Origin of the sequence: Rahnella bonaserana (assembly GCF_019049675.1) — a bacterium.
Taxonomy (GTDB): Bacteria; Pseudomonadota; Gammaproteobacteria; order Enterobacterales; family Enterobacteriaceae; genus Rahnella; species Rahnella bonaserana.
The window spans coordinates 181,697-203,579 of record NZ_JAFMOW010000068.1 but is presented as its reverse complement, the minus strand read 5'-3'; the positions used below and the strand labels follow the sequence as shown (position 1 = coordinate 203,579).

At 52.8% G+C, this 21,883-nt stretch carries 15 protein-coding genes; 4 read left to right on the top strand and 11 right to left on the bottom strand.

All coding sequences use genetic code 11. The features are described from left to right. Window positions 1-78: 78 nt before the first annotated feature. The 11 genes from J1778_RS22585 to lrp all read right to left on the bottom strand — a co-directional run bounded on the left by J1778_RS22585 (window position 79) and on the right by lrp (window position 15,735). Window positions 79-651, bottom strand: coding sequence for a 4Fe-4S binding protein (locus tag J1778_RS22585; protein WP_217175060.1), 573 nt, complete (start codon window positions 649-651; stop codon window positions 79-81). Next, the gene (dmsD, locus tag J1778_RS22580) at window positions 648-1,259 is read right to left on the bottom strand and encodes a Tat proofreading chaperone DmsD (protein ID WP_217175059.1); all 612 of its coding nucleotides are present in this window, start codon (window positions 1,257-1,259) and stop codon (window positions 648-650) included. The genes J1778_RS22585 and dmsD overlap by 4 nt, the downstream gene beginning before the upstream one ends. Window positions 1,260-1,327: 68 nt before the next feature. Then, on the bottom strand, window positions 1,328-2,185 hold the full coding sequence (locus J1778_RS22575; protein ID WP_217175058.1) for a dimethyl sulfoxide reductase anchor subunit family protein: 858 nt from the start codon (window positions 2,183-2,185) through the stop codon (window positions 1,328-1,330). Between the two features lies 1 nt (window position 2,186). Beyond that, complete coding sequence (locus J1778_RS22570; protein WP_095922658.1) at window positions 2,187-2,804, bottom strand: DMSO/selenate family reductase complex B subunit; 618 nt, start codon at window positions 2,802-2,804, stop codon at window positions 2,187-2,189. 11 nt (window positions 2,805-2,815) lie between these two features. Next, window positions 2,816-5,263, bottom strand: coding sequence for a dimethylsulfoxide reductase subunit A (dmsA, locus tag J1778_RS22565; RefSeq protein WP_217175057.1), 2,448 nt, complete (start codon window positions 5,261-5,263; stop codon window positions 2,816-2,818). 83 nt (window positions 5,264-5,346) lie between these two features. Then, entirely contained in the window at window positions 5,347-7,803 is a 2,457-nt protein-coding gene (gene ynfE, locus J1778_RS22560; RefSeq protein ID WP_217175056.1) for a selenate/tellurate reductase subunit YnfE, read from the bottom strand. 201 nt (window positions 7,804-8,004) lie between these two features. After that, window positions 8,005-9,297 (bottom strand): serine--tRNA ligase, encoded by a 1,293-nt coding sequence (gene serS / locus J1778_RS22555; RefSeq protein WP_217175055.1) that lies wholly within the window; start codon window positions 9,295-9,297, stop codon window positions 8,005-8,007. A gap of 107 nt (window positions 9,298-9,404) precedes the next feature. Beyond that, window positions 9,405-10,748 (bottom strand): replication-associated recombination protein A, encoded by a 1,344-nt coding sequence (locus J1778_RS22550; protein WP_217175054.1) that lies wholly within the window; start codon window positions 10,746-10,748, stop codon window positions 9,405-9,407. A gap of 7 nt (window positions 10,749-10,755) precedes the next feature. Then, window positions 10,756-11,367, bottom strand: a complete 612-nt coding sequence (lolA, locus tag J1778_RS22545) for an outer membrane lipoprotein periplasmic chaperone LolA (RefSeq protein WP_217150514.1) — start codon at window positions 11,365-11,367, stop codon at window positions 10,756-10,758. Window positions 11,368-11,592: 225 nt separating this feature from the next. Next, window positions 11,593-15,120, bottom strand: a complete 3,528-nt coding sequence (locus J1778_RS22540) for a DNA translocase FtsK 4TM domain-containing protein (protein ID WP_217175053.1) — start codon at window positions 15,118-15,120, stop codon at window positions 11,593-11,595. Window positions 15,121-15,240: 120 nt separating this feature from the next. After that, the gene (lrp, locus tag J1778_RS22535; RefSeq protein ID WP_013574775.1) at window positions 15,241-15,735 is read right to left on the bottom strand and encodes a leucine-responsive transcriptional regulator Lrp; all 495 of its coding nucleotides are present in this window, start codon (window positions 15,733-15,735) and stop codon (window positions 15,241-15,243) included. 733 nt (window positions 15,736-16,468) lie between these two features. Between lrp and trxB the strand changes: the two genes are divergently transcribed. The 4 genes from trxB (at window position 16,469) to aat (ending at window position 21,844) form a co-directional block, all read left to right on the top strand. Continuing rightward, window positions 16,469-17,437: a thioredoxin-disulfide reductase gene (gene trxB, locus J1778_RS22530; protein WP_120161190.1), complete on the top strand. Its 969-nt coding sequence runs from the start codon at window positions 16,469-16,471 to the stop codon at window positions 17,435-17,437. A gap of 128 nt (window positions 17,438-17,565) precedes the next feature. After that, window positions 17,566-19,332 (top strand): heme ABC transporter permease/ATP-binding protein CydD, encoded by a 1,767-nt coding sequence (gene cydD, locus J1778_RS22525; RefSeq protein WP_217175052.1) that lies wholly within the window; start codon window positions 17,566-17,568, stop codon window positions 19,330-19,332. A 2-nt stretch (window positions 19,333-19,334) separates the two neighbouring features. Then, the gene (cydC, locus tag J1778_RS22520; RefSeq protein ID WP_217175051.1) at window positions 19,335-21,056 is read left to right on the top strand and encodes a heme ABC transporter ATP-binding protein/permease CydC; all 1,722 of its coding nucleotides are present in this window, start codon (window positions 19,335-19,337) and stop codon (window positions 21,054-21,056) included. A gap of 53 nt (window positions 21,057-21,109) precedes the next feature. Further along, window positions 21,110-21,844 (top strand): leucyl/phenylalanyl-tRNA--protein transferase, encoded by a 735-nt coding sequence (aat, locus tag J1778_RS22515; RefSeq protein ID WP_217175050.1) that lies wholly within the window; start codon window positions 21,110-21,112, stop codon window positions 21,842-21,844. Window positions 21,845-21,883: the final 39 nt, after the last annotated feature.

Here is a 21,883-nt window from a genome sequence, read left to right as displayed (position 1 = left end):
TTAAAAGTCAATCTGGCAAAAATTGACCTGAGCACAAACTGCAGGGTGATGATTGAAATCGTTAATCAAGCGCGGGTATCAGGAATCATGATGCCGTAATGACATGTTAATATCGCCATGATAACAAACGAGTTTGCATTTACCGCAACCGTTACATTTGGCACCATCAACGTTGGGTTGATTTTGTTGATTAAAAAATATTGCCGTGCGCGGACAGGCAATTTCGCACATCCTGCACAAGTCATCCATGCGTCCAAGACATTGCGGCAAAATTACCGGACGCAAACCGGTATCCATCATGACAGCAGCATCCAGCGCACCACTCTCGCAAGTTGACGTGCAGGCACCACAGGCATCACATTCCGCATACTCAATGGCCAGTGTCGCCTTCCCTTCACAGATACTCAAGATTCCCACCGGACAAGCCTCTGCACAGCGACCACAGCCATCGCAATTTTGCAAAAACAGCGGCTCTGCGACGGCTTGTGGCGGACGCGGACACTGTCGATGCAGCAATGTTTTCTCCGGACTTAACGTCTGTTCTACAGCCTGTTTTGCCGGCGACAATAAACCGCGGAATAATCCACGGCGGCTGACCGTTCTGCTGCTCATCCAGGTCCGGTAATAGCGGGCATCGCGTGGATCGCTCATCTGAAATAAAGATCCACTGCGTTGACTTCCAGACCTTGCTGTTGTTTCCAGCCACAGAGCGTAGATTCCGCCAGTATTGCCACACCAACGTAAAATGGATGTTCAGCATTCTGACGCAACAATTCCAGATAATGCCCTGCCCATGGCAGCAAATGCATCGTCAGAAATTCATTCAACAATGCCGGAGAGTTTTCCGCCAGCCACGCAGACATCATCAGCAGCAAACCAATATGATCCTCTGGTTCTGCCTGTGTCAGGTGCGGTTCAATGCCGTTTTCGCGCATCCACTGGCGCAGAGCTAACGTTGAATCTCCAAACACGACGGATTCTTTGTCCAGATAGACCGAGCCCCACGGTGGCGCAGGGAGCGCGTAAGGGCCTACGAACAGGCGCTGGTAGGCGTCCCCGAGACTTTCTTGCGCCTGATTAATCTGGCTGAAATATTCAGTGACCTGCACTTTGGCATCTTGACTGGCACACGGCCATAAAGGCGCCCAGTCACTGTCTTGCAGTAGCGAAATTAACGGCTGAACTTCAGGGGAGTCTGGCGGATAAAAGAAAATAGCGCCTAAAATTTTACCGGTTAAACTGATTGATTCTGCTGACATAATTCACTCTTCTTACTGGGAACACGCCACCACAGCGACGTGTTCCCTGATAAATCGGATTACTGTTCTTAACCGCTGACGGCCATTCCCACAGTCATATGCAAACCATAGAAAATGGCGCGACCCATCAACTCACCGGCAAATACCAGCACGAACGCCAGAATCATTGATGCCAGTGCCGGACGCTTACGCATAATCAGCGGGCAGAACCAGCAGCCAAGCCCCAGAGCCACCAGCACCAACCTCCAGACGGACAGCGCACCGTATTGCGGGATCAGTGCTGAAGCAGCCTGAACAGAACTGTTGATGCCTGCCAGACTTGCGCTTTGCAGCACAACGACCGCCATACTCACGACCAGCGCGGCAAGGCTGATGACCGGCAACAGGCGCAGCCCGCAACCATTTATGTTCGCACCACGCAGCAGCAGATAACCGAGAACCGGACCACCAATCAGTACCGTCAGGCCGAAATGGAAGAAGGTATACGCATTATCCCAGGTCGGCACGGTATCAATTTCATAAACGCGGCACATCGCATAAACAAAGCCGATACCCGCCAGCATGGTGACGATCAACCAGATTTTGCCCAGTGCACGCGGCATCTTATTAACCATAGCCAGCAGCCAGTAAATCCCGCCTAAGGCAAAGAAGAACGATCCGCTACCGATTTCATTGCTCAGCGGCGAAGCACCCAGCCGGTTCAGCGAGTTAAATGCACGCAGGGGTGACCCCAGATGCAGAACCGAAGCGATAAAAGCGATCGCCATCAGCGCCCACAGGAAGAACATTGAAAGATGTATCCGGCGGGCCTCTTCTTTACTGCGTTGAGTGAGAAGCGCAATAGCCAGCACGATAAACGCACCAACCACACATTGCCCCAGGACCGTAAAGACCATTAAAGGCCATTCATGCCATCCGTTTCCCATCTCAAACCTCCTTCGGGTTAGCCAGATAACCCGTGGTATCGCCTACAGGACGGCAATTCGCATTGGGTTTGATGACAATATTTGGGTGAGTGAAATGTGAAGCCGGCAGCGGAGCCACCTCAGCCAGATCACCGTATTTCGCACGCAGTTCTTCTATTGGCGCCATATCGAGCGCACGCAGCGGGCAGGACTCCACACAAATCGGTTTTTTGCCTTCCGCAATGCGCTCATAGCAGCCGTCGCATTTGGTCATGTGACCTTTGGCTTCGTTGTACTGTGGCGCACCGTACGGACATGCCATGTGACAGTAACGGCAACCGATGCAAACGTCTTCGTTCACCACCACAAACCCATCTTCACGCTTATGCATCGCGCCACTCGGACACACTTTGGTACAGGCAGGATCCGCGCAGTGGTTGCAGGAAATCGACAGATAATACGCAAAGACATTCTGATGCCAGCCGTCGCCGTCCTTCTGCCAGTCGCCACCAGCATATTCATAAATGCGGCGGAAGCTGACGTCCGGGGTTAAGTTTTTGAAATCTTTACAGGCCAGTTCGCAGGTTTTGCATCCTGTGCAGCGGCTTGAGTCAATATAAAAACCATATTGAGTTGTCATGTTTTACTCCGTTAAACCTTAGCCACTTGCACAAGGTTGGTATGAGAGGGGTTACCTTTCGCCAGCGGTGAAGGTCTTTGAGAAGTCAGTACGTTGATGCTGCCCGCACGGTCGATTTTTTTGCTGTCAGGGGAATACCAGGCTCCTTCACCGAGCGCCACAACGCCCGGCATCATACGCGGGGTCACTTTGGCGGCGATCTGCACTTCGCCACGGTCGTTGAAAATACGGATCATGTCGCCGTTGGTGATGCCACGCTGCGCAGCATCCATCGGGTTGATCCACATTTCCTGCCGGCATGCGGCTTTGAGCACATCAACGTTCCCGTAAGTGGAGTGAGTACGCGCCTTGTAGTGGAAACCGGTCAGCTGTAACGGATATTTGCTGGCAAGCGGATCGTCATAGTTTTCGAAACCAGCGGCATAGACTGGTAACGGATCAATGACATCGTCTTTGGAGAGTTCCCATTCAGAAGCAATCTTCGCCAGTTCAGCGGAGTAGATTTCGATTTTGCCGGAAGGTGTACTGAGCGGGTTGGCCGCCGGATCTTCACGGAACGCTTTGTAAGCGACGTGATGCTGCTCAGGATCGCGTTTTTTGAACATGCCCTGTTTGCGGAAGGTGTCGAAATCCGGCAGTTCCGGCAATGCTTCGCGGGATTGCTGATACAAATGACGCAACCATTCTTCCTGCGTGCGGCCTTCAGTGAACTGTTGTTCAACGCCCATGCGGCGGGACAGTTCGCTGGTCATGTCATAAATGTTCTTGCACTGGAAGCGCGGCGTGATCGCCTGATCGGCAAAAATCACGTAATCCATATTGCCGCACGATGCATCAAGGCAGAAATCCATCTGCTCAGAGGCCGTACAGTCTGGCAGGATAATGTCGGCATATTTCGCCGAAGACGTCATGTGGTTATCAATCACCACAATCATCTCGCATTGCCGGTCATCCTGAAGAATGTCATGGGTACGGTTGATATCAGAATGCTGGTTAATCAGGCAGTTACCGGCGTAGTTCCAGATAAATTTGATCGGCACATCCAGTCTGGCTTTCCCACGCACGCCATCTTTGGTGGCAGTCATTTGCGGGCCACGCACAATCGCGTCCGTCCACATAAACATGGAAATACTGGTCTGAACCGGGTTTTCCAGCGTTGGCATCCGGACAAACGGGATTTCGTAAGACCCTTCGCGGGCACCTGAATTACCGCCATGAACACCGACGTTACCGGTCAGAATTGCCAGCATAGCGATGGCACGGGTGGCAATTTCACCATTAGCATGGCGCTGCGGCCCCCAGCCCTGAGTGATAAATGCCGGTTTCGCCTGACCGATTTCACGGCCCAGCTTGACGATTTTATCAACAGAAATACCTGTAATTTTTGATGCCCATTCCGGCGTTTTTGCCACGCCATCGGGGCCGGTTCCGAGAATATACGCTTTATAATGCGCATTCTGCGGGACGCCTGCCGGTAAGGTTTTTTCGTCATAACCGACGCAATATTTGTCCAGGAAAGGCTGATCGACCAGATTTTCGGTGATCATGACATGCGCCAGCGCCGCAGCCAGTGCGCCATCCGTACCCGGCCGGATCGGCACCCATTCGTCTTCACGACCGGCACCGGTGTCGGTATAGCGCGGATCGACAATGATCATGCGGGCGTTAGAACGCTGACGTGCCTGTTCGAGGTAATAGGTCACGCCTCCCCCGCTCATACGCGTTTCACCCGGATTGTTACCAAACAGCACCACAAGTTTGCTGTTTTCGATATCAGACGGGCTGTTGCCATCCGCCCAACCACCGTAGGTATAATTCAAACCGGCAGCGATTTGTGCCGAACTGTAGTCGCCGTAATGATTCAGATAACCACCGCAGCAGTTCATCAGACGGGCAATCAGTGTTTTACCTGGCGGCCATGAGCGGGTCATAGTGCCACCCAGCGTACCGGTACCGTAATTCAGATAAATGGCTTCATTGCCATAACGGCTAATAATGTCTTTCAGGCTGCCAGCAAGAGTATCGAAGGCTTCATCCCAGCTGATCGGCTTGAATTTACCTTCGCCACGTTTCCCTACACGCTTCATCGGATACTTCAGACGGTCGGGGTTATAAACACGGCGACGCATGGAACGCCCGCGCAGACAGGCGCGAACCTGATGCAACCCTTCATAATTGTCATCACCGGTATTATCAGTTTCGACATAACGGATTTCGTTATCAACGACGTGCATTCTCAGCGGACAGCGGCTGCCGCAGTTTACGGTACAGGCACTCCAGACTATTTTCTCATCTGCGGTTTTAACCGAATCCTGACGTGTTTCAGCACGTATTGATTTAAAAGGCAGTGATATGCCCCCGACGGCAGCCGCCATACCGGCGAGCGTAGTTCCCTTAACCATGTCACGGCGGCTGATCCCTCCGCCTGAACCCGTTTTCTTACAGTTTGAATCCGACATTGCTTACTCCGTTGCGCCCTTATCTTAAGGACGAAAAATTTAACAACCATGTTACTGAGCCAGGCTCCTGGGCCAGGGCTTTTTTAGACTTTTTCTATCTGAATCAAATTCGTATGCTGAGGATTACCTTTCGCCAGCGGAGACGGGCGCTGGGTCGTCAGCGTGTTCATGCAGGCACCATGGTCAATACGGTCACCACTCATATTGGCCTGATGCCATGCGCCCTGCCCCATCGCGACGACACCTGGCATGATGCGTGGCGTGACTTTCGCTGCCACACGTACTTCGCCGCGGTCGTTAAACACTTTCACTTTGTCACCGTTCTCAATGCCACGGGTTTTGGCATCCATTGGATTAATCCACACTTCCTGACGACAGGCCGCCTGCAGCACGTCGATATTGCCGTACGTGGAATGAGTGCGGGCTTTGTAATGGAAGCCGAACATCTGGAGCGGGAACTGACTGCGTTTCGGGTCATCCCAGCCTTCAAAGGTTGAGGCATAGACTGGAAGCGGGCTGATTGTTTCGTCTTTTTTCAGCTCCCATTCACTGGCAATTTTGGCCAGTGCAGAGGAATAAATTTCGATTTTTCCGGAGGGTGTTTTTAGCGGATTAGCGACAGGATCCTGACGGAATTTTTTATAGGCCACGAAATGCCCTGCCGGATCTTTACGTTTATAAATTCCCATTTCGCGCAGTTCTTCATACGCAGGCAATGCCGGGTCTTTCGCCAGCATTTTGGCGTACAGATACTGCAACCATTCTCGCTGGGTACGGCCTTCGGTAAATTTGTCGTAAACATCCGGACCAAGACGACGCGCCACTTCGCTCATCATCTCGTAAATGCCTTTGCGCTCGAATTTGGCGGAGGTCGCGGGCTGGATGAAAATCAGGTATCCCATATTCCCGGCGTAGTCGTTTGGAATAATATCTTCCTGTTCGACAGTCATGAGATCCGGCAGCAGGATATCGGCGTATTTCGCCGAGGATGTCATGAAGTTTTCCAGCACCACGATCATTTCGCATTGCGAGTCATCCTGCAGAATATCGTGAGTTTTATTGATATCTGAATGCTGGTTGGTGATGGTGTTTCCGGCATAGTTCCAGATGAATTTGATCGGCACATCCAGCTTGTCTTTACCGCGCACACCGTCTGCTTTGGCGGTCATTTCAGGTCCGCGCGCAATGGCATCAGTCCAGCTGAAACAGGAGATCTGCGTTTTCACCGGGTTTTCCAGCACCGGCATACGTTCGATAGTAATGGTGTAAGTCGACTCACGCGCGCCGCTGTTACCGCCATTAATGCCAACATTGCCGGTCAAAATCGGCAGCATGGCGATGGCGCGGGAGGTCAGCTCACCATTAGCCTGACGCTGCGGACCCCAGCCCTGAGAAATATACGCCGGTTTGGCTTGTCCAATTTCCCGGGCCAGTTTGACAATACGGTCTGCCGGAATACCGGTAATACGGGATGCCCATGCAGGCGTCTTCGCCGTCCCATCTTCCCCCTGACCGAGAATATAAGCTTTGTAGTGGCTGTTGGCCGGTGCGTCCGCGGGCAATGTTTTTTCGTCATAGCCCACGCAACAGGCATCGAGGAAAGGCTGATCGACCATATTTTCGGAGATCAACACATGCGCAAGACCGGCGACCAGCGCAGCATCCGTTCCCGGACGGATCGGGATCCACTCATCTTCACGGCCAGCGGCAGTGTCAGTGTAGCGCGGGTCGATCACGATCATACGGGCATTGGAACGCTGACGCGCCTGCTCGAGGTAGTAGGTGATGCCGCCACCGCTCATGCGCGTTTCCGCCGGATTGTTACCGAAAAGCACCACAAGCTTGCTGTTTTCAATATCTGACGTGCTGTTACCATCATTACTGCCATAAGTGTATGGCATGGCGCAGGCGATTTGCGCGGTACTGTAAGTACCGTAATGGCTAAGGAAGCCGCCGTAACAGTTCATCAGACGGGCAACCAGAGAGGCGTAAGGGGAAGAACGGGTAATATTGCCGCCCACAATGCCGGAGGTGTAGTTGATGTAAACGGCCTCATTGCCATATTTGGCGACAATCCGCTTCAGGTTATTGGCGATCTCATCAAAGGCCTGTTCCCAACTGATGCGTTTGAATTTACCTTCACCACGTTTGCCGACACGCTTCATAGGGTAATTCAGACGCTCCGGATGGTTCATTCGCCGGCGGATTGAGCGGCCACGCAGGCAGGCGCGAACCTGATGATCACCGTAGATGTCATGTCCGGTATTATCCGTTTCGACCCAGTACACTTCGTCATCACGTACATGGAGACGCAGCGCGCAGCGGCTGCCGCAGTTGACCGAGCAGGCTCCCCAGACCACTTTGTCTTCAGGTGCAGAATTTTTCGCCTCACCCACAGCCTGCGCCAGTGCTTTACGGCTAAATGGCAGCGATACGCCGCCTGCAGCAAGGGCCAGTCCTGCCAGCGTTGATGTTTTCATCAACGTCCGGCGGCTGATACCACTTTTAACCGTGGTGATTTCTGGTTTAATTTCCGACATTTTCCCGCTCCGGTCTTAAAGTAGTTACCCACTCAGAATGCAGGGATACTACTAATAAGGTGGTAGGAAACTTTGTCTGCTATCAAAAAAGGCAAGGTTGGATCAGGGGAAATGAGGAATTCTTAACGCAACGCATGATTTTATGCATAAAAAAAGCGCCCTAAGGCGCTTTTTGGCTATATTAATGCATATACAACGGGGTTAGCCGATATATTCTAAACCCCCCATATAAGGGCGTAATACTTCCGGCACTTCGATACGACCGTCAGCTTGCTGATAGTTTTCCAGCACAGCCACGAGTGTACGACCCACAGCCAGACCCGAACCATTCAGGGTATGAACCAGACGTGGTTTTTTATCGGTTTTGCTGCGGCAACGCGCCTGCATACGGCGAGCCTGGAAATCACCCATGTTTGAACATGAGGAGATTTCGCGGTAAGTATCCTGCGCCGGCAGCCAGACTTCCAGATCGTAGGTCTTGCATGAGCCGAAGCCCATGTCGCCGGTACACAGCAGAACTTTACGGTATGGCAGATTCAGCAACTGAAGCACTTTTTCAGCATGACCGGTCAGTTCTTCCAGCGCGTCCATTGATTCTTCCGGACGAACGATCTGTACCATCTCGACCTTGTCAAACTGGTGCATACGGATCAGACCACGGGTATCACGACCATAAGAGCCGGCTTCGGAACGGAAGCAAGGCGTATGTGCCGTCATTTTCAGTGGCAGAGATTCTTCTTCAAGAATTTCATCACGCGTCAGGTTAGTGAGCGGAACTTCAGCCGTCGGGATCAGCGCATAGTTGCTGCTACCCGCTTCTTCATCCAGCGGTTTGGTATGGAACAGGTCTTCGCCAAACTTCGGCAACTGACCGGTACCGTACAACGTTTCCTGATTGACCAGATACGGAACGTAAGTTTCCAGGTAACCGTGCTGTTCAGTGTGCAAGTCCAGCATAAACTGGGACAGCGCGCGGTGCATACGGGCGATTTGCCCTTTCATCACCACAAAACGCGCACCGGTCAGTTTAACGGCAGCGGCAAAATCAAGACCACCGGCCATTTCGCCCAGCGACACGTGATCACGCACAGCGAAATCGTACTGGCGCGGCGTACCCCAGCGGCTCACTTCCTGGTTGTCGTTTTCGTCTTTACCAGCAGGTACGGAATCATCAGGCAGGTTCGGAATAGCAGAAGCGATATCACGGATATCATTTTGCAATGCTTCCAGTTCAGCCTTCGCGGCATCCAGCTTCTCACCCAGCGTATTCACTTCCAGACGCAGGGGTTCGATGTCTTCGCCACGGGCCTTTGCCTGACCGATAGTTTTCGATCGTGCGTTACGTTCAGCCTGGAGAGTTTCCGTTTCTACCTGCAAGACTTTGCGGCGTTCTTCCTGAGAACGCAGCGTTTCCACATCGAGTTTAAAACCTCTGCGAGCGAGTTTTTCTGCAACTGCGTCTAGCTCATTACGCAGCATATTGGGATCGAGCATGCTAATCCTGTACGTGTCATTATTGAATGTTATTTTGACGATGCACACTGCCTGAAACGGCAGCGTGTCAAAGAGTTATCACGGGTAACCTTACCGCAACGATAAAGTTAGCGGTAGCGTTTTGTCGGGCTATTTTGATCTTGCTCGGCAAGCCATGCCAGCTTTTCGCCGATCTTGCCTTCAAGCCCGCGTGACGTCGGGTAATAATACTGCGTACGGGCCATTTCAGGAGGGAAATAATCTTCGCCCGCCGCGTAGGCGTTGGGTTCGTCATGTGCATAACGATACTCTGCACCCAAACCCATTTCTTTCATCAACTTCGTGGGTGCATTCCGCAAATGTTCAGGTACATCGTAATCAGCCATTTCGCGCGCATCGCGCATGGCCGATTTGAACGCGGTATAAACAGCATTACTTTTAGGCGCACACGCCAGATACACAATCGCCTGAGCAATCGCCCGCTCACCTTCCGCCGGACCGACACGGGTGAAACAATCCCAGGCAGCAATGGCGACCTGCATACCACGCGGATCCGCATTGCCGACATCCTCGGAGGCAATCGCCAGCAAACGGCGCGCCACATATAGCGGATCGCCGCCGGCAGTGATGATTCTCGCATACCAGTAAAGAGCGGCATCAGGCGAGGAACCGCGTACAGATTTATGCAACGCAGAGATTAAATCGTAAAAACGATCGCCTTTATTATCGAAACGCGCACTGCGCTCACCGGCTATTTCCGTGAGCAATTCCGGCGTTAACGTCCGGTAACCTTTGGCGTCAATTTCGGCCATATCGGCCATCATCTCAATACTGTTGAGAGCACGGCGCGCGTCACCATTCACCAGCTCCGAAAGCATGCGGCGGGTTTCTGGCGGGACGCGGATTTTTTCATTGGCATAACCGCGCTCGGCATTAGTCAGTGCCTGATCAATCACTTTCTCGATATCTTCAGCCGTCAGTGATTTGAGCAGATAAACACGTGCGCGGGAAAGCAATGCGGAATTGAGTTCGAACGAGGGGTTTTCAGTCGTTGCACCAATGAACGTTATGGTGCCATCTTCTATGTGCGGCAGGAAAGCGTCCTGCTGACTTTTGTTAAAACGATGAACCTCGTCGACGAACAGGATCGTACGACGCCCGGCATCACGATTCTGCCGGGCACGCTCAATCGCTTCACGGATATCTTTCACGCCTGATGTTACCGCCGAAATACGTTCAACATCGGCATTAGCATAGCGGCCAATCAGTTCTGCCAGCGTCGTTTTCCCGGTGCCCGGAGGCCCCCACAAAATCATAGAATGCAGTTGCCCTGCTTCAATCGCCCGCGGCAAAGGTTTGCCAGGCGCTAACAGATGCTGCTGCCCGATGTATTCTGCAAGGGTTACTGGCCGCATTCTGGCGGCCAGTGGCTGGAATTCATTTTGGGAAAAATCGAGTGACAGATTACTCAAACTAACCTCACTGACGCTGGTCGTCCACCGTCACACCCTTAGGTGGAGTAAATTTAAATTTAGCATCATCAACGGCCGCATTTTGCTCACCCTTCAGTGTGTAAGCACTTTTCTGACCGTCCTGCTCAACCGCAGTAAAGCTTTTGATGGTGCCGGTCGGCGTAACCGTGATGGCAAATTGCTTCAGATTACCGGTTGACGTTTTTGGCGTTAACTCAAAATCATCGCCTTTCTGCTTCACGTTGTATTTAGCCCAGTCGCTGCTGTCGTTACGGGTAATCAGCATGAACGGTGTGTTACCGGTCGCGTTTTTAAGCCAGGTCGCGGTGACCTGCTCTACGAACGGATTGTAGAACCACAGGGTTTTGCCGTCAGAAACCAGAATGCTTTCATCCGGCGTCGTCATATGCCAGTTAAACAGGTTCGGACGCTTGACCCACAGCTGACCTTCGCCCTGCTGAACGGCTGCACCATCATCGCTGGTGACAGTCTGAGTGAAGCTGGCGTGGAAAGTATTAAGTTTGCCCAGACGGGATTTGAGATCGCTGCTGGCGTCCGCTAATACGGAAGCGGAGGTAAATGCGGTCAGTAAACACCCTACCATTAACAATTTTTTCATTCTTATACTTACCTCAGAAATCCATAAACTTCAGACGATGCCTTTTACACAGGCAAAAGACGTATGGTGCGAACTCTATCCGAGGCAGCGCTCCGGTGGTAGCTCAATCATCTGAAAAACATGTGTTTTACGCATCTTTGCAAATATCCTTCATCATTCGAACTGTCTCTGCGTTAGCTGCCTTGATCCAGCCCGAATGATTTTGGATATTAATTTTGAAAGGATTTATTCGTGCGACGGCGGCGCCAGCACTTCACGGTTACCGTTATGGCCCGGCGCACTGACAATGCCCTGCGCTTCCATTTGTTCAACGATACGTGCCGCACGGTTGTAACCGATGCGGAACTGACGCTGAACGCCTGAAATTGATGCGCGACGTTTGTCGACGACGAATGCCACAGCCTGATCAAACAGAGCATCAAGCTCTTCATCGCCGTCCAGACCTAAACCGCCACCTTCACCATCGTCACCACCGGAAACAATGCTTTCGATATATTTCGGACGACCGCGTGCTTTCCAGTCCTGAACCACGGCATGGACTTCCTGGTCACGGACAAACGCACCGTGAACACGCACCGGAATCGAGGAGTTCGGAGCCATATAAAGCATGTCACCCATCCCCAACAGCGATTCCGCCCCGCCCTGATCCAGAATGGTACGGGAGTCAATTTTACTCGACACCGTAAAGGCAATACGGGTCGGGATGTTAGCTTTGATCAGACCGGTAATCACATCGACAGAAGGACGCTGTGTCGCCAGAACCAGGTGAATACCTGCGGCACGGGCTTTCTGGGCCAGACGCGCGATCAGTTCTTCCACCTTTTTACCGACCGTCATCATCAGGTCGGCAAACTCATCGACCATCACTACGATAAACGGTTCTTTTTGCAGATACGGCGGCTCAGCGGCCATACCATCGCCCGGCTTCCAGAATGGATCAGGGATTGGACGTCCCATCGCATCGGCTTCCAGAATTCGTTCGTTATAGCCCGCCAGATTACGTACGCCCAACGCGGACATCAGTTTATAGCGACGCTCCATCTCGCCGACACACCAGCGCAACGCATTCGCTGCATCTTTCATGTCGGTAACGACTTCGGTCAGCAGATGAGGAATACCTTCATACACCGACAGCTCGAGCATTTTTGGGTCGATCATGATGAAGCGCACATCTTCCGGTTTGGACTTGTACAGCATACTCAGGATCATGGCGTTAACGCCGACGGACTTACCGGAACCGGTCGTACCGGCCACCAGCAGATGAGGCATTTTCGCCAAATCGGCGATAACCGGCTCACCCGAAATATCTTTACCCAGCACAATTGTCAGCGGAGACGTACTTTCTTTAAACTTCGCACAGTCCAGCACTTCGCGCAGATACACGGTCTGGCGCTTTTTGTTTGGCAATTCCAGACCCACATAAGGCTTGCCGGGAATCACTTCTACGACACGCACTGCAACGGCAGACAATGAACGCGCGAGGTCACGCGACAGGTTAGAAATACGCGCGGCTTTAACGCCCGGCGCCAGGTCCAGTTCGAAACGGGTAATGACCGGGCCAGGCAATTTGCCGACGACATCTGCTTTGATGCGGTAATCATTCAGGCGAGCTTCGATCAGGTTACCCATCTGTTCCAGCGCGAACTCGTCTACAGGTTCCGCTTCTGCCGGAGGCGAGGTCAGCAAATCCAGTGACGGCAGCGGCGTAGTCGGTTTCACCAGCGGCTGTTCATTACGCATCAGGAACGGGTGGATCAGACTTTCCATATCAGGCTGCGCCGATGGCGATGACTGACGTGGCGCTTCATACTCCTGCGCATGTTGCACCGGCTCTGAAGCCGCAGCGCGCTGGTAAGGTTGCTGAGCAAACGCTGCAGGTTGCGGTTCTTCTTCCGCTTGTGCTGGCAACGTAAACAATGGCTCAGACGGCGTATCGTCCACAAGATCAGCCATTGGCGAGAAGCTGAAAGCATCGTGCTGGCTGAGTTTCATCGCAGCAGCAGCAAAATCATCGGCAGCAGAACGGGAAATTTCTTCCTGATTATCTTGCGAATGATGATGCTGAACCAGACCACTTTGTGGCTCGACTTCTTGCTGATAACGCGCCTGCTCACGCGCAGCGAACGCATTGCGTAATTCAGCTTCCTGTAAGACAGCTTCAGCATCCGGTTCATTTTCAGTCAACGCATCGCCGTAACGCTCTTGCTGCTGCGCGGCAAACGCCTGCTGCAATGCGGCTTCCTGCATAGCTTCCTCGTCGGCCTGAGCCAGAGGATCGTTATGCCAGGTTTCCTGTCCGCCATTCTGCTGTGTCACAGCCTGCGCATTTTCCTGTTGTTCGGCCATACGCTGAGACGGCAATTTAATGCCATACGACGCCAGCTCGCGACGCGTAGGAATACGTACCGGGTTTGGACGCGGCAATTCAGGGCCAAAGCCTTTTTTCACCTGCGGATTTTCATCACTTACAGCACTGAAAGCAGGCATAAAGGTATTAGTAGCTGAAGATGTCGCAGACTGCCCTGCCTGAGCCAGACCGGTCGCGAGGGCAGCCGTAGCGGCAACGCTGGCAGCCTGCGCGGCATCAGGTACCGGCGAACTGAAATCAAAGGGTGAACGGCTAGGTTCAACCGCAGTTTGCCAGTTACCGAGGCTCGGGCCATCGTCATGATTACGTTCAACCGGCGCAGGAGAAGGAGATTGCTGCACGGGCTGCGGATGACGCGGCACCGGTGTTTCTTCCGGAATTTCGAAATTGTAGAGAGGTGGCGCGGTTGAAACTGGCGAAGATGGATAAGGTGAAATCTCCGCCACCGGCGGTTGTGCAGCATAAGGATCTGCTGCTGGCGCCGGGTTCGCGCCAGTAGCCGGTTCAGCGACTGGCGCCGCCGTGTCAGTCGCACCAGGGGCAGGAACAGGGGCCGAAGGTGCCTGTGCTGCTGGATGCTCATTGACTGAAGGCGCAGAGAACAGCACATCGTCGTCATCTGTTTCAGTAGCCACTGTGGCGGCAGCCGGCATCGCTGCTGTTGCAGCAGCACCAGCGACGGCTGGAGCAACTCTGGCCACCGGTTTGGCGTCGTCATCTTCGAGTAACGGATCGTCATGCTCGTCGTAGTCATAATCATCGTCACGACGGGAACGGTTGGTCACGATATTCGTGACACCGAGCACGACACCACCAATTTTCTCGGCAATCGTCAGCCATGACCAGCCGGTAAACAGTGTCAGTCCGGCCGCCCACACGCACAACAACACCAGCGTCGCACCGACGTTGTTAAAATACGGCGTCATCGCTGTACTTAACAAACTGCCGATTACGCCACCTGAAGCAAAGTAGTAAAGGTCATCGATATTGACTGAAGCCAGACCACAAGACGTGACAATAAGCGCCAGCGTCCCGATAAGGCGCAGCGAAAGGGCAAAATAATCGACGAAATCCTGTTTATCCCGCTGACGAAACGCCGCCCAGCAAAGGCACAGAATAATAGGTGGAATAGCGTAACCAAATACGCCAAAAATGAAGAACAGCGTGTCAGCCATCCAGGCTCCCACACCACCGCCCCAGTTGTGAATTGGCCCATGCCATGCGGTCTGAGACCAGCTTGGATCAGAGGGGTTAAAACTCACCAATGCCGCCATTAAATAAGCAGCAAAAATCGCTACCACCACCAGCAAAGCCTCCAGAAGACGGCGACCATTGCTCAGTTTTTTAAGGGTAACTTCTTTATCTTCTGTATATTCCTGGCTCAAGAAAGGCTCTCCAGGTTCCTGTGAACTGAGAAAAAGCAACAGCGCCGAGAGTCCCCGGCGCTATAGCTGTATAGATACACAGGAGTGTAGCTAAAATTACAAGGTTTTGCACCTGAACAATTACCGGGTTTTGATGACCAGGCGATTTGTCTGTTTTACTTCTTCCATGACCACATAGGTACGGGTGTCGTTAACACCTGGAAGACGAAGTAAAGTCTCACCTAACAGCTTACGGTAGGCGGACATATCAGGTACGCGGGTTTTCAACAAATAATCGAAGTCCCCTGAAACCAAGTGACACTCCTGAATATCTTCGAGTTTTTGTACTGCCGCGTTAAATTGCTCAAACACATCCGGCGCGCCACGGTTGAGGGTAATCTCAACAAAAACCAGTAACGAGGCATCCAGATAATGCGGGTTAAGCAATGCGGTATAACCATTGATGAAGCCCTGACGTTCCAGACGACGAACGCGCTCCAGACATGGAGTTGGAGATAATCCCACACGTTTGGAAAGCTCGACGTTTGAAATCCGGCCATCCTTTTGCAATTCGTTGAGGATGTTACGGTCAATACGGTCGAGATCTTTTCCCGGACGTTTTTTGTTGTCTACCATTATTATTGTCTCTCTGCTGTCCTTCCCTGCACCTGCCATACCCCAGCCAACTTCAATGTCTAAGGGTTGTCCCAAGCGAAGACCCGATTATTAAGGTTTACGCATCCAAAAGCCGCGTTGATCCCCTGTCAAAAGGAACACGGCTGTGAAACGGATACTCAAAAGAAATAACCCTATGAAATTAATAGATTGCATACAGCCAACCTGATTCACTAAACCCTGCTGCAACAAAAACGCAAAAAAGCAATACTAGAACGGACCCGGTAGCAGCCAATTGCATAAATTCAAGTCACAGACAGGCAGTTAATTTCTTCTTCCCCTGATGTTTTCGCAAATGCACAGCGGATTGTCAAAGTAAAAGAAGCAAAATCAGAAGAACGTGCCAACCTGAAAAGCTGATCCCCCCTTTTTCGCTGTCTTTTCTCTTTGGACAATAACAACTCAGTGTGCGAAATATTTCAGCCAAAACCCCACAACCTGCCGTGAATTGTGACTAAAAGACCGCACTCTGTTAAACAACATTTACGGGAGATAACTTCCCCGCTGTTGTTTTTTCACTCTGTTCATCAAACAGTTAAGTGTCTGATAATCAGGAACGGAAACCTTTTTACCCGTGTTTCATTGTAAAAACTATCAGACAAATCGTTAACAACATCTGAGTTTGCTTTTTTTACTGCGCCGTTTTCCCTACAATCGGTCTATCGCTTGTCGCTACCGCGGAGATGAATTACGCATGAGTACGGTTAAACACAGTAAATTATTGATTTTAGGTTCCGGTCCGGCGGGTTACACCGCAGCAGTTTATGCCGCACGCGCCAACCTTAATCCGGTTCTGATTACCGGTGTGGAAAAAGGCGGTCAGCTGACCACAACCACCGAAGTCGAAAACTGGCCGGGTGATCCGGAAGGTCTGACTGGGCCGGGTCTGATGGAACGTATGCATGAACATGCGACCAAATTTAATACCGAAATCATTTTCGACCACATCAACAAAGTCGATTTGCAAAACCGTCCGTTCCGCCTCACCGGCGACAGCGGCGAATATACCTGTGACGCCTTGATTATCGCCACTGGCGCATCCGCACGTTATATCGGTCTGCCTTCTGAAGAAGCATTCAAAGGCCGCGGCGTTTCTGCCTGTGCCACCTGTGACGGTTTCTTCTACCGTAATCAAAAAGTCGCTGTGGTGGGTGGCGGGAATACCGCTGTTGAAGAAGCGCTTTATCTGGCGAACATTGCTTCTGAAGTGCATCTTATCCACCGTCGTGACAGTTTCCGCGCAGAAAAAATTCTGGTGGATCGCCTGAATGACAAAGTGGCGAGCGGTAATATTGTTCTGCACACCCACAAAACCCTGAACGAAGTGGTCGGCGATCAGATGGGTGTTACCGGCGCGAGCTTGCTTGATGTGCGCACTGATGAGAAATCTCAGGTGGATGTTGCCGGTGTCTTCATCGCTATCGGTCACAGTCCGAACACCGGCATTTTCGAAGGTCAGCTGGAACTGAAAGACGGCTACATCAAAGTGCAGTCCGGTTCGCATGGCAATGCGACACAAACCAGCATTCCGGGCGTTTTCGCCGCAGGCGATGTCATGGATCATATCTACCGTCAGGCAATCACTTCTGCCGGAACCGGTTGTATGGCCGCACTGGATGCCGAACGCTATCTGGACGGTTTATCGCAAGCACCAGATTTATAAAAATTCTCTCTCCTGATTGCCCTTAAAAGAGGCGGCTTAATTGCCGCCTTCTTCTTATTTTCAGTTTGCGGTCTGAGCATGTAACATAAGCGCCCTCCCATCCGGATTGCTGCACAGACTGAAGCCTGATGAATAAAACACGACAACAAGAACTTATCCGCTGGTTAAAACAACAAAGCTCCCGCGCCAAAGGCTGGATCCGACTGTCTATGATGCTGGGTCTGCTTTCTGGTTTACTGATCCTTGCACAGGCCTGGCTGATGGCCGGATTACTGCACAGCCTGATCATCGAGCACACACCGCGTGATGCGCTGCTGCAAAGTTTTCTGTTAATGGCGCTGACCTTTGTGTTGCGCGCTGTTGTCACCTGGCTGCGTGAACAGGTAGGTTTTATCTGCGGACGCGTTATCCGCCAGGAAATGCGCAAACTGGTGCTGGATCGTCTGGAAAAACTGGGGCCTGCGTGGATCCAGGGCAAACCGGCGGGCAGCTGGGCCAGCATCATTCTTGAACAAATTGAAGATATGCAGGATTACTATTCCCGCTATCTGCCACAAATTGCACTTGCCGGTATTATTCCTCTGCTGATTTTAGTCAGCGTCTTTCCGATTAACTGGGCTGCCGGATTGATCCTGCTGGTCACCGCACCGCTGATCCCGCTGTTCATGGCGCTGGTCGGAATGGGTGCGGCAGATGCTAACCGTCGGAACTTTGTCGCGCTGGCGCGTCTTAGCGGAAACTTCCTCGACAGTCTGCGCGGCCTGGATACGCTTCGTCTGTTCCATCGCGGCACGGCAGAAATTGACCAGATTAAACGCTCAACCGAACATTTTCGCGCACGTACAATGGACGTCCTGCGTCTGGCCTTTTTATCTTCGGCGGTACTGGAATTTTTCGCCTCTATCTCGATTGCTGTTGTCGCGGTTTACTTCGGCTTCTCTTATCTCGGCGAGTTGAATTTCGGCAGCTACGGCACACCCGTGACCCTGTTCGCCGGTTTTCTGGTGCTGATACTGGCTCCCGAGTTTTTCCAGCCTCTGCGTGATCTGGGCGCGTTTTATCACGCCAAAGCACAGGCTGTCGGCGCAGCGGAAAGCCTGGTGACGTTCCTGAGCGCTGAAAGTGCCAATATGGGTGACGGTGACCAGAGTTTTCCGTCAGGAAGGACGGTGGAACTGCAAGCCCGCGATCTGGTTATTCAGTCGCCACAAGGTAAAACGCTGGCCGGGCCGCTGACCTTCAGCATTCCGGCGGGGCAACGTATCGCCATCGTCGGCCTGAGCGGTGCAGGTAAAAGTTCGTTGCTAAACGCCCTGCTCGGCTTCCTGCCTTATCAGGGTTCCGTTACCGTCAGCGGGATGGAGCTGAAATCATTACGCAACGATGAATGGCGTAAACAGCTGAGCTGGGTCGGCCAGAACCCACATCTGCCCGAACAAACACTGCGCGCCAACATTCTGCTTAATCAGCCGGATGTCAGCGAAGAGCAACTGCAGTCAGCGCTTGAACGCGCGTACGTGAATGAATTTCTGCCGCTGTTACCGCAAGGGCTGGAAACCGAGCTGGGTGACAGCGCTGCGCGATTATCGATTGGTCAGGCACAACGCGTGGCCGTGGCCCGCGCCCTGCTCTCACCGTGCAGTTTATTGTTGCTCGATGAACCCACCGCCAGCCTCGATGCGCACAGCGAAAAACGGGTAATGAGCGCGCTGAACGACGCTTCAAAAGAGCAGACTTCCCTGCTGGTGACGCATCAGCTTGAAGACACACGGGACTATGATGAAATCTGGGTGATGAATAAAGGCCTGATCGCCGAGCGCGGAACCTTCGCACAACTGATGGCTCAGGATGGTTTATTCGCCAGCCTGCTTTCTCAGCGGAATAAGGAGCTGTAATCATGAAAACTCTTCTGCCTTATCTCACGCTGTACCGCCGTCACTGGTTCCGCCTGTCTCTCGGTGTCATTCTGGCTATCGTCACTTTGCTGGCGAGCATCGGGCTGCTGACCCTTTCCGGCTGGTTCCTGGCAGCCTCCGCCGTGGCGGGTATTGCCGGTTTATACAGTTTCAACTACATGCTTCCTGCCGCCGGTGTGCGCGGAGCTGCGATATTTCGTACCGCAGGCCGTTACGCTGAGCGTCTGGTCAGCCATGACGCGACATTCCGCGTGCTGGCGCATCTTCGCGTGTTTACATTCACCAAAATCATGCCGCTGTCGCCGGGGGGGATTGCCCGTTTTCGTCAGGCCGATTTGCTAAACCGGCTGGTGGCCGATGTCGATACGCTGGACCATTTGTATCTGCGGGTGATTTCTCCGCTGGTGAGTGCGCTGGTGGTCATTCTTCTGGTGACATTTGGCCTGAGTTTCCTCGATATGAAACTGGCGCTGACGCTTGGTGCGATCATGCTGGTGCTGATGTTGCTCCTGCCGGTAATTTTCTACCGTGCAGGTAAACCGGCTGGCCGTGAGCTGACCGCGCTGCGCAGCGATTACCGCATGCACCTGACGTCCTGGTTACAGGGCCAGTCTGAACTGGTGGTCTTTGGCGCTCAGCTACGATTCCGCCAGCAACTGAACGATATCGAACGCCGCTGGATGTTGCGCCAGCAACAGCAGGCAAAACTGACCGGATTGTCGCAGGCGATGGTGATTGCAGCGGCCGGTCTGACGGTCACGCTGATGCTGTGGCTGGCCGCCGGTGGCATCAGTAAGTTCCCGCAGCCAGGCGCACTGATTGCTTTATTCGTATTTACTCCGCTTGCCGCTTTCGAAGCGCTGGGGCCGGTCGCAGCGGCTTTTCAGCATCTCGGACAAGTTATCGCTTCGGCTCAGCGTGTCAGCCAGATTATCGACCAGCCTGCTGACGTGACTTTCCCGACACAAGGTCCGGTTGCCGCTGAACACGTCAGCCTGTCGCTGCAAAATCTGAACTTCACCTATCCCGGACAGCCGCTGCCTGTGCTGAAAAACATCACGCTGGATGTCCGTGCCGGTGAACATATCGCCCTGCTCGGCCAGACAGGCTGTGGCAAATCTACCTTGCTGCAACTGCTGACCCGCGGCTGGGATATCACCAGCGGCACGCTTGACATCAATGACCATGCGATTGGCGATTACGATGAAGCGACCCTGCGTAAGATGATCACCGTTGTCAGCCAGCGTGCGCACGTCTTTAACACCACGCTGCGTGAAAACCTGCGCATGGCCGCGCCGCACTGCACCGATGAACAAATCGCAGATGTACTGAGACAGGTTGATCTGGATGTGTTGCTGGAAAACGAAGGCCTGAACGCCTGGCTCGGTGAAGGCGGGCGTCAGCTTTCCGGTGGTGAACAGCGTCGTATCGGGCTGGCGCGTGCTTTGCTGCATGATGCTCCGCTGTGGTTGCTCGATGAACCGACAGAAGGGCTTGATGCGGAAACGGAACAACATATTTTGGCACTGCTGCACAAGCATTGTCAGAATAAGACGCTACTCTTAGTGACGCACCGGCTGCAAGGTCTGGAAACTTTCGACAGGATTTGCGTTATGGAGGAAGGTCAGATTGTGGAGCAAGGTGATCATGCGTCGTTAATTGCTGCACAGGGCCGGTACGCGCGGTTTTTGTCACGCACCTGACGTCGTAGTTGCCAGTTTAGCGGCGGCCCGTGAGTCGCCGGATAAGGAGATCTATGCGGTTAGTAAAGCTTGAGGCCAGTTCAGTCAATTTTCCGGATCCTGAAACTGCGTTGCAGGAGCCGAATGGCCTGCTGGCTATCGGGGGTGACCTTACTGCCCCTCGCCTGCTTTCCGCGTATCAGTACGGCGTTTTCCCCTGGTTTGAACCGGGGGAAATGATCCTCTGGTGGTCGCCCGATCCCCGCGCAATTTTAGTTCCCGGTGAACGTCATGTCAGCCGGAGTCTGAAACGTTTCATGCGCAAAATGCCTTTTCGTTTCACGCTTAACCAGCAATTTGAAAAGGTCATACGTGCCTGTGCGATGCAGCGTGAGGACGGCACCTGGATCGGGCCGCTGGTTCAGCGCGGTTATCAGGAGTTGCACGAAGCCGGCCGGGCGCATTCAGTGGAAGTCTGGGAAGAAAATGAACTGGTTGGCGGATTATACGGTGTTTCTGTTGGCGGGTTATTTTGCGGCGAGTCGATGTTCAGTCGCCGTGAAAACGCCTCAAAAGCCGCGCTGATGGTTTTTTGCCAACATTTTTCCCGCAATGGTGGAGAACTGATTGACTGTCAGGTTCTCAACCCTCACACTGCGTCGCTGGGTGCGAGAGAGATCCCCCGCCGCCAATTTTTGCAGCAGTTATCCGAACTTTCGCAACGTGCGTTAGCGCCGGATTGCTGGTTGCCACAAGACTTATCCCCACATGATGAAGACCTGCCGGTGTTCCCGAAGGATAGGGAATAGGTGCGGTCATGGACCATACTTCTTTACATAATGTGGGTT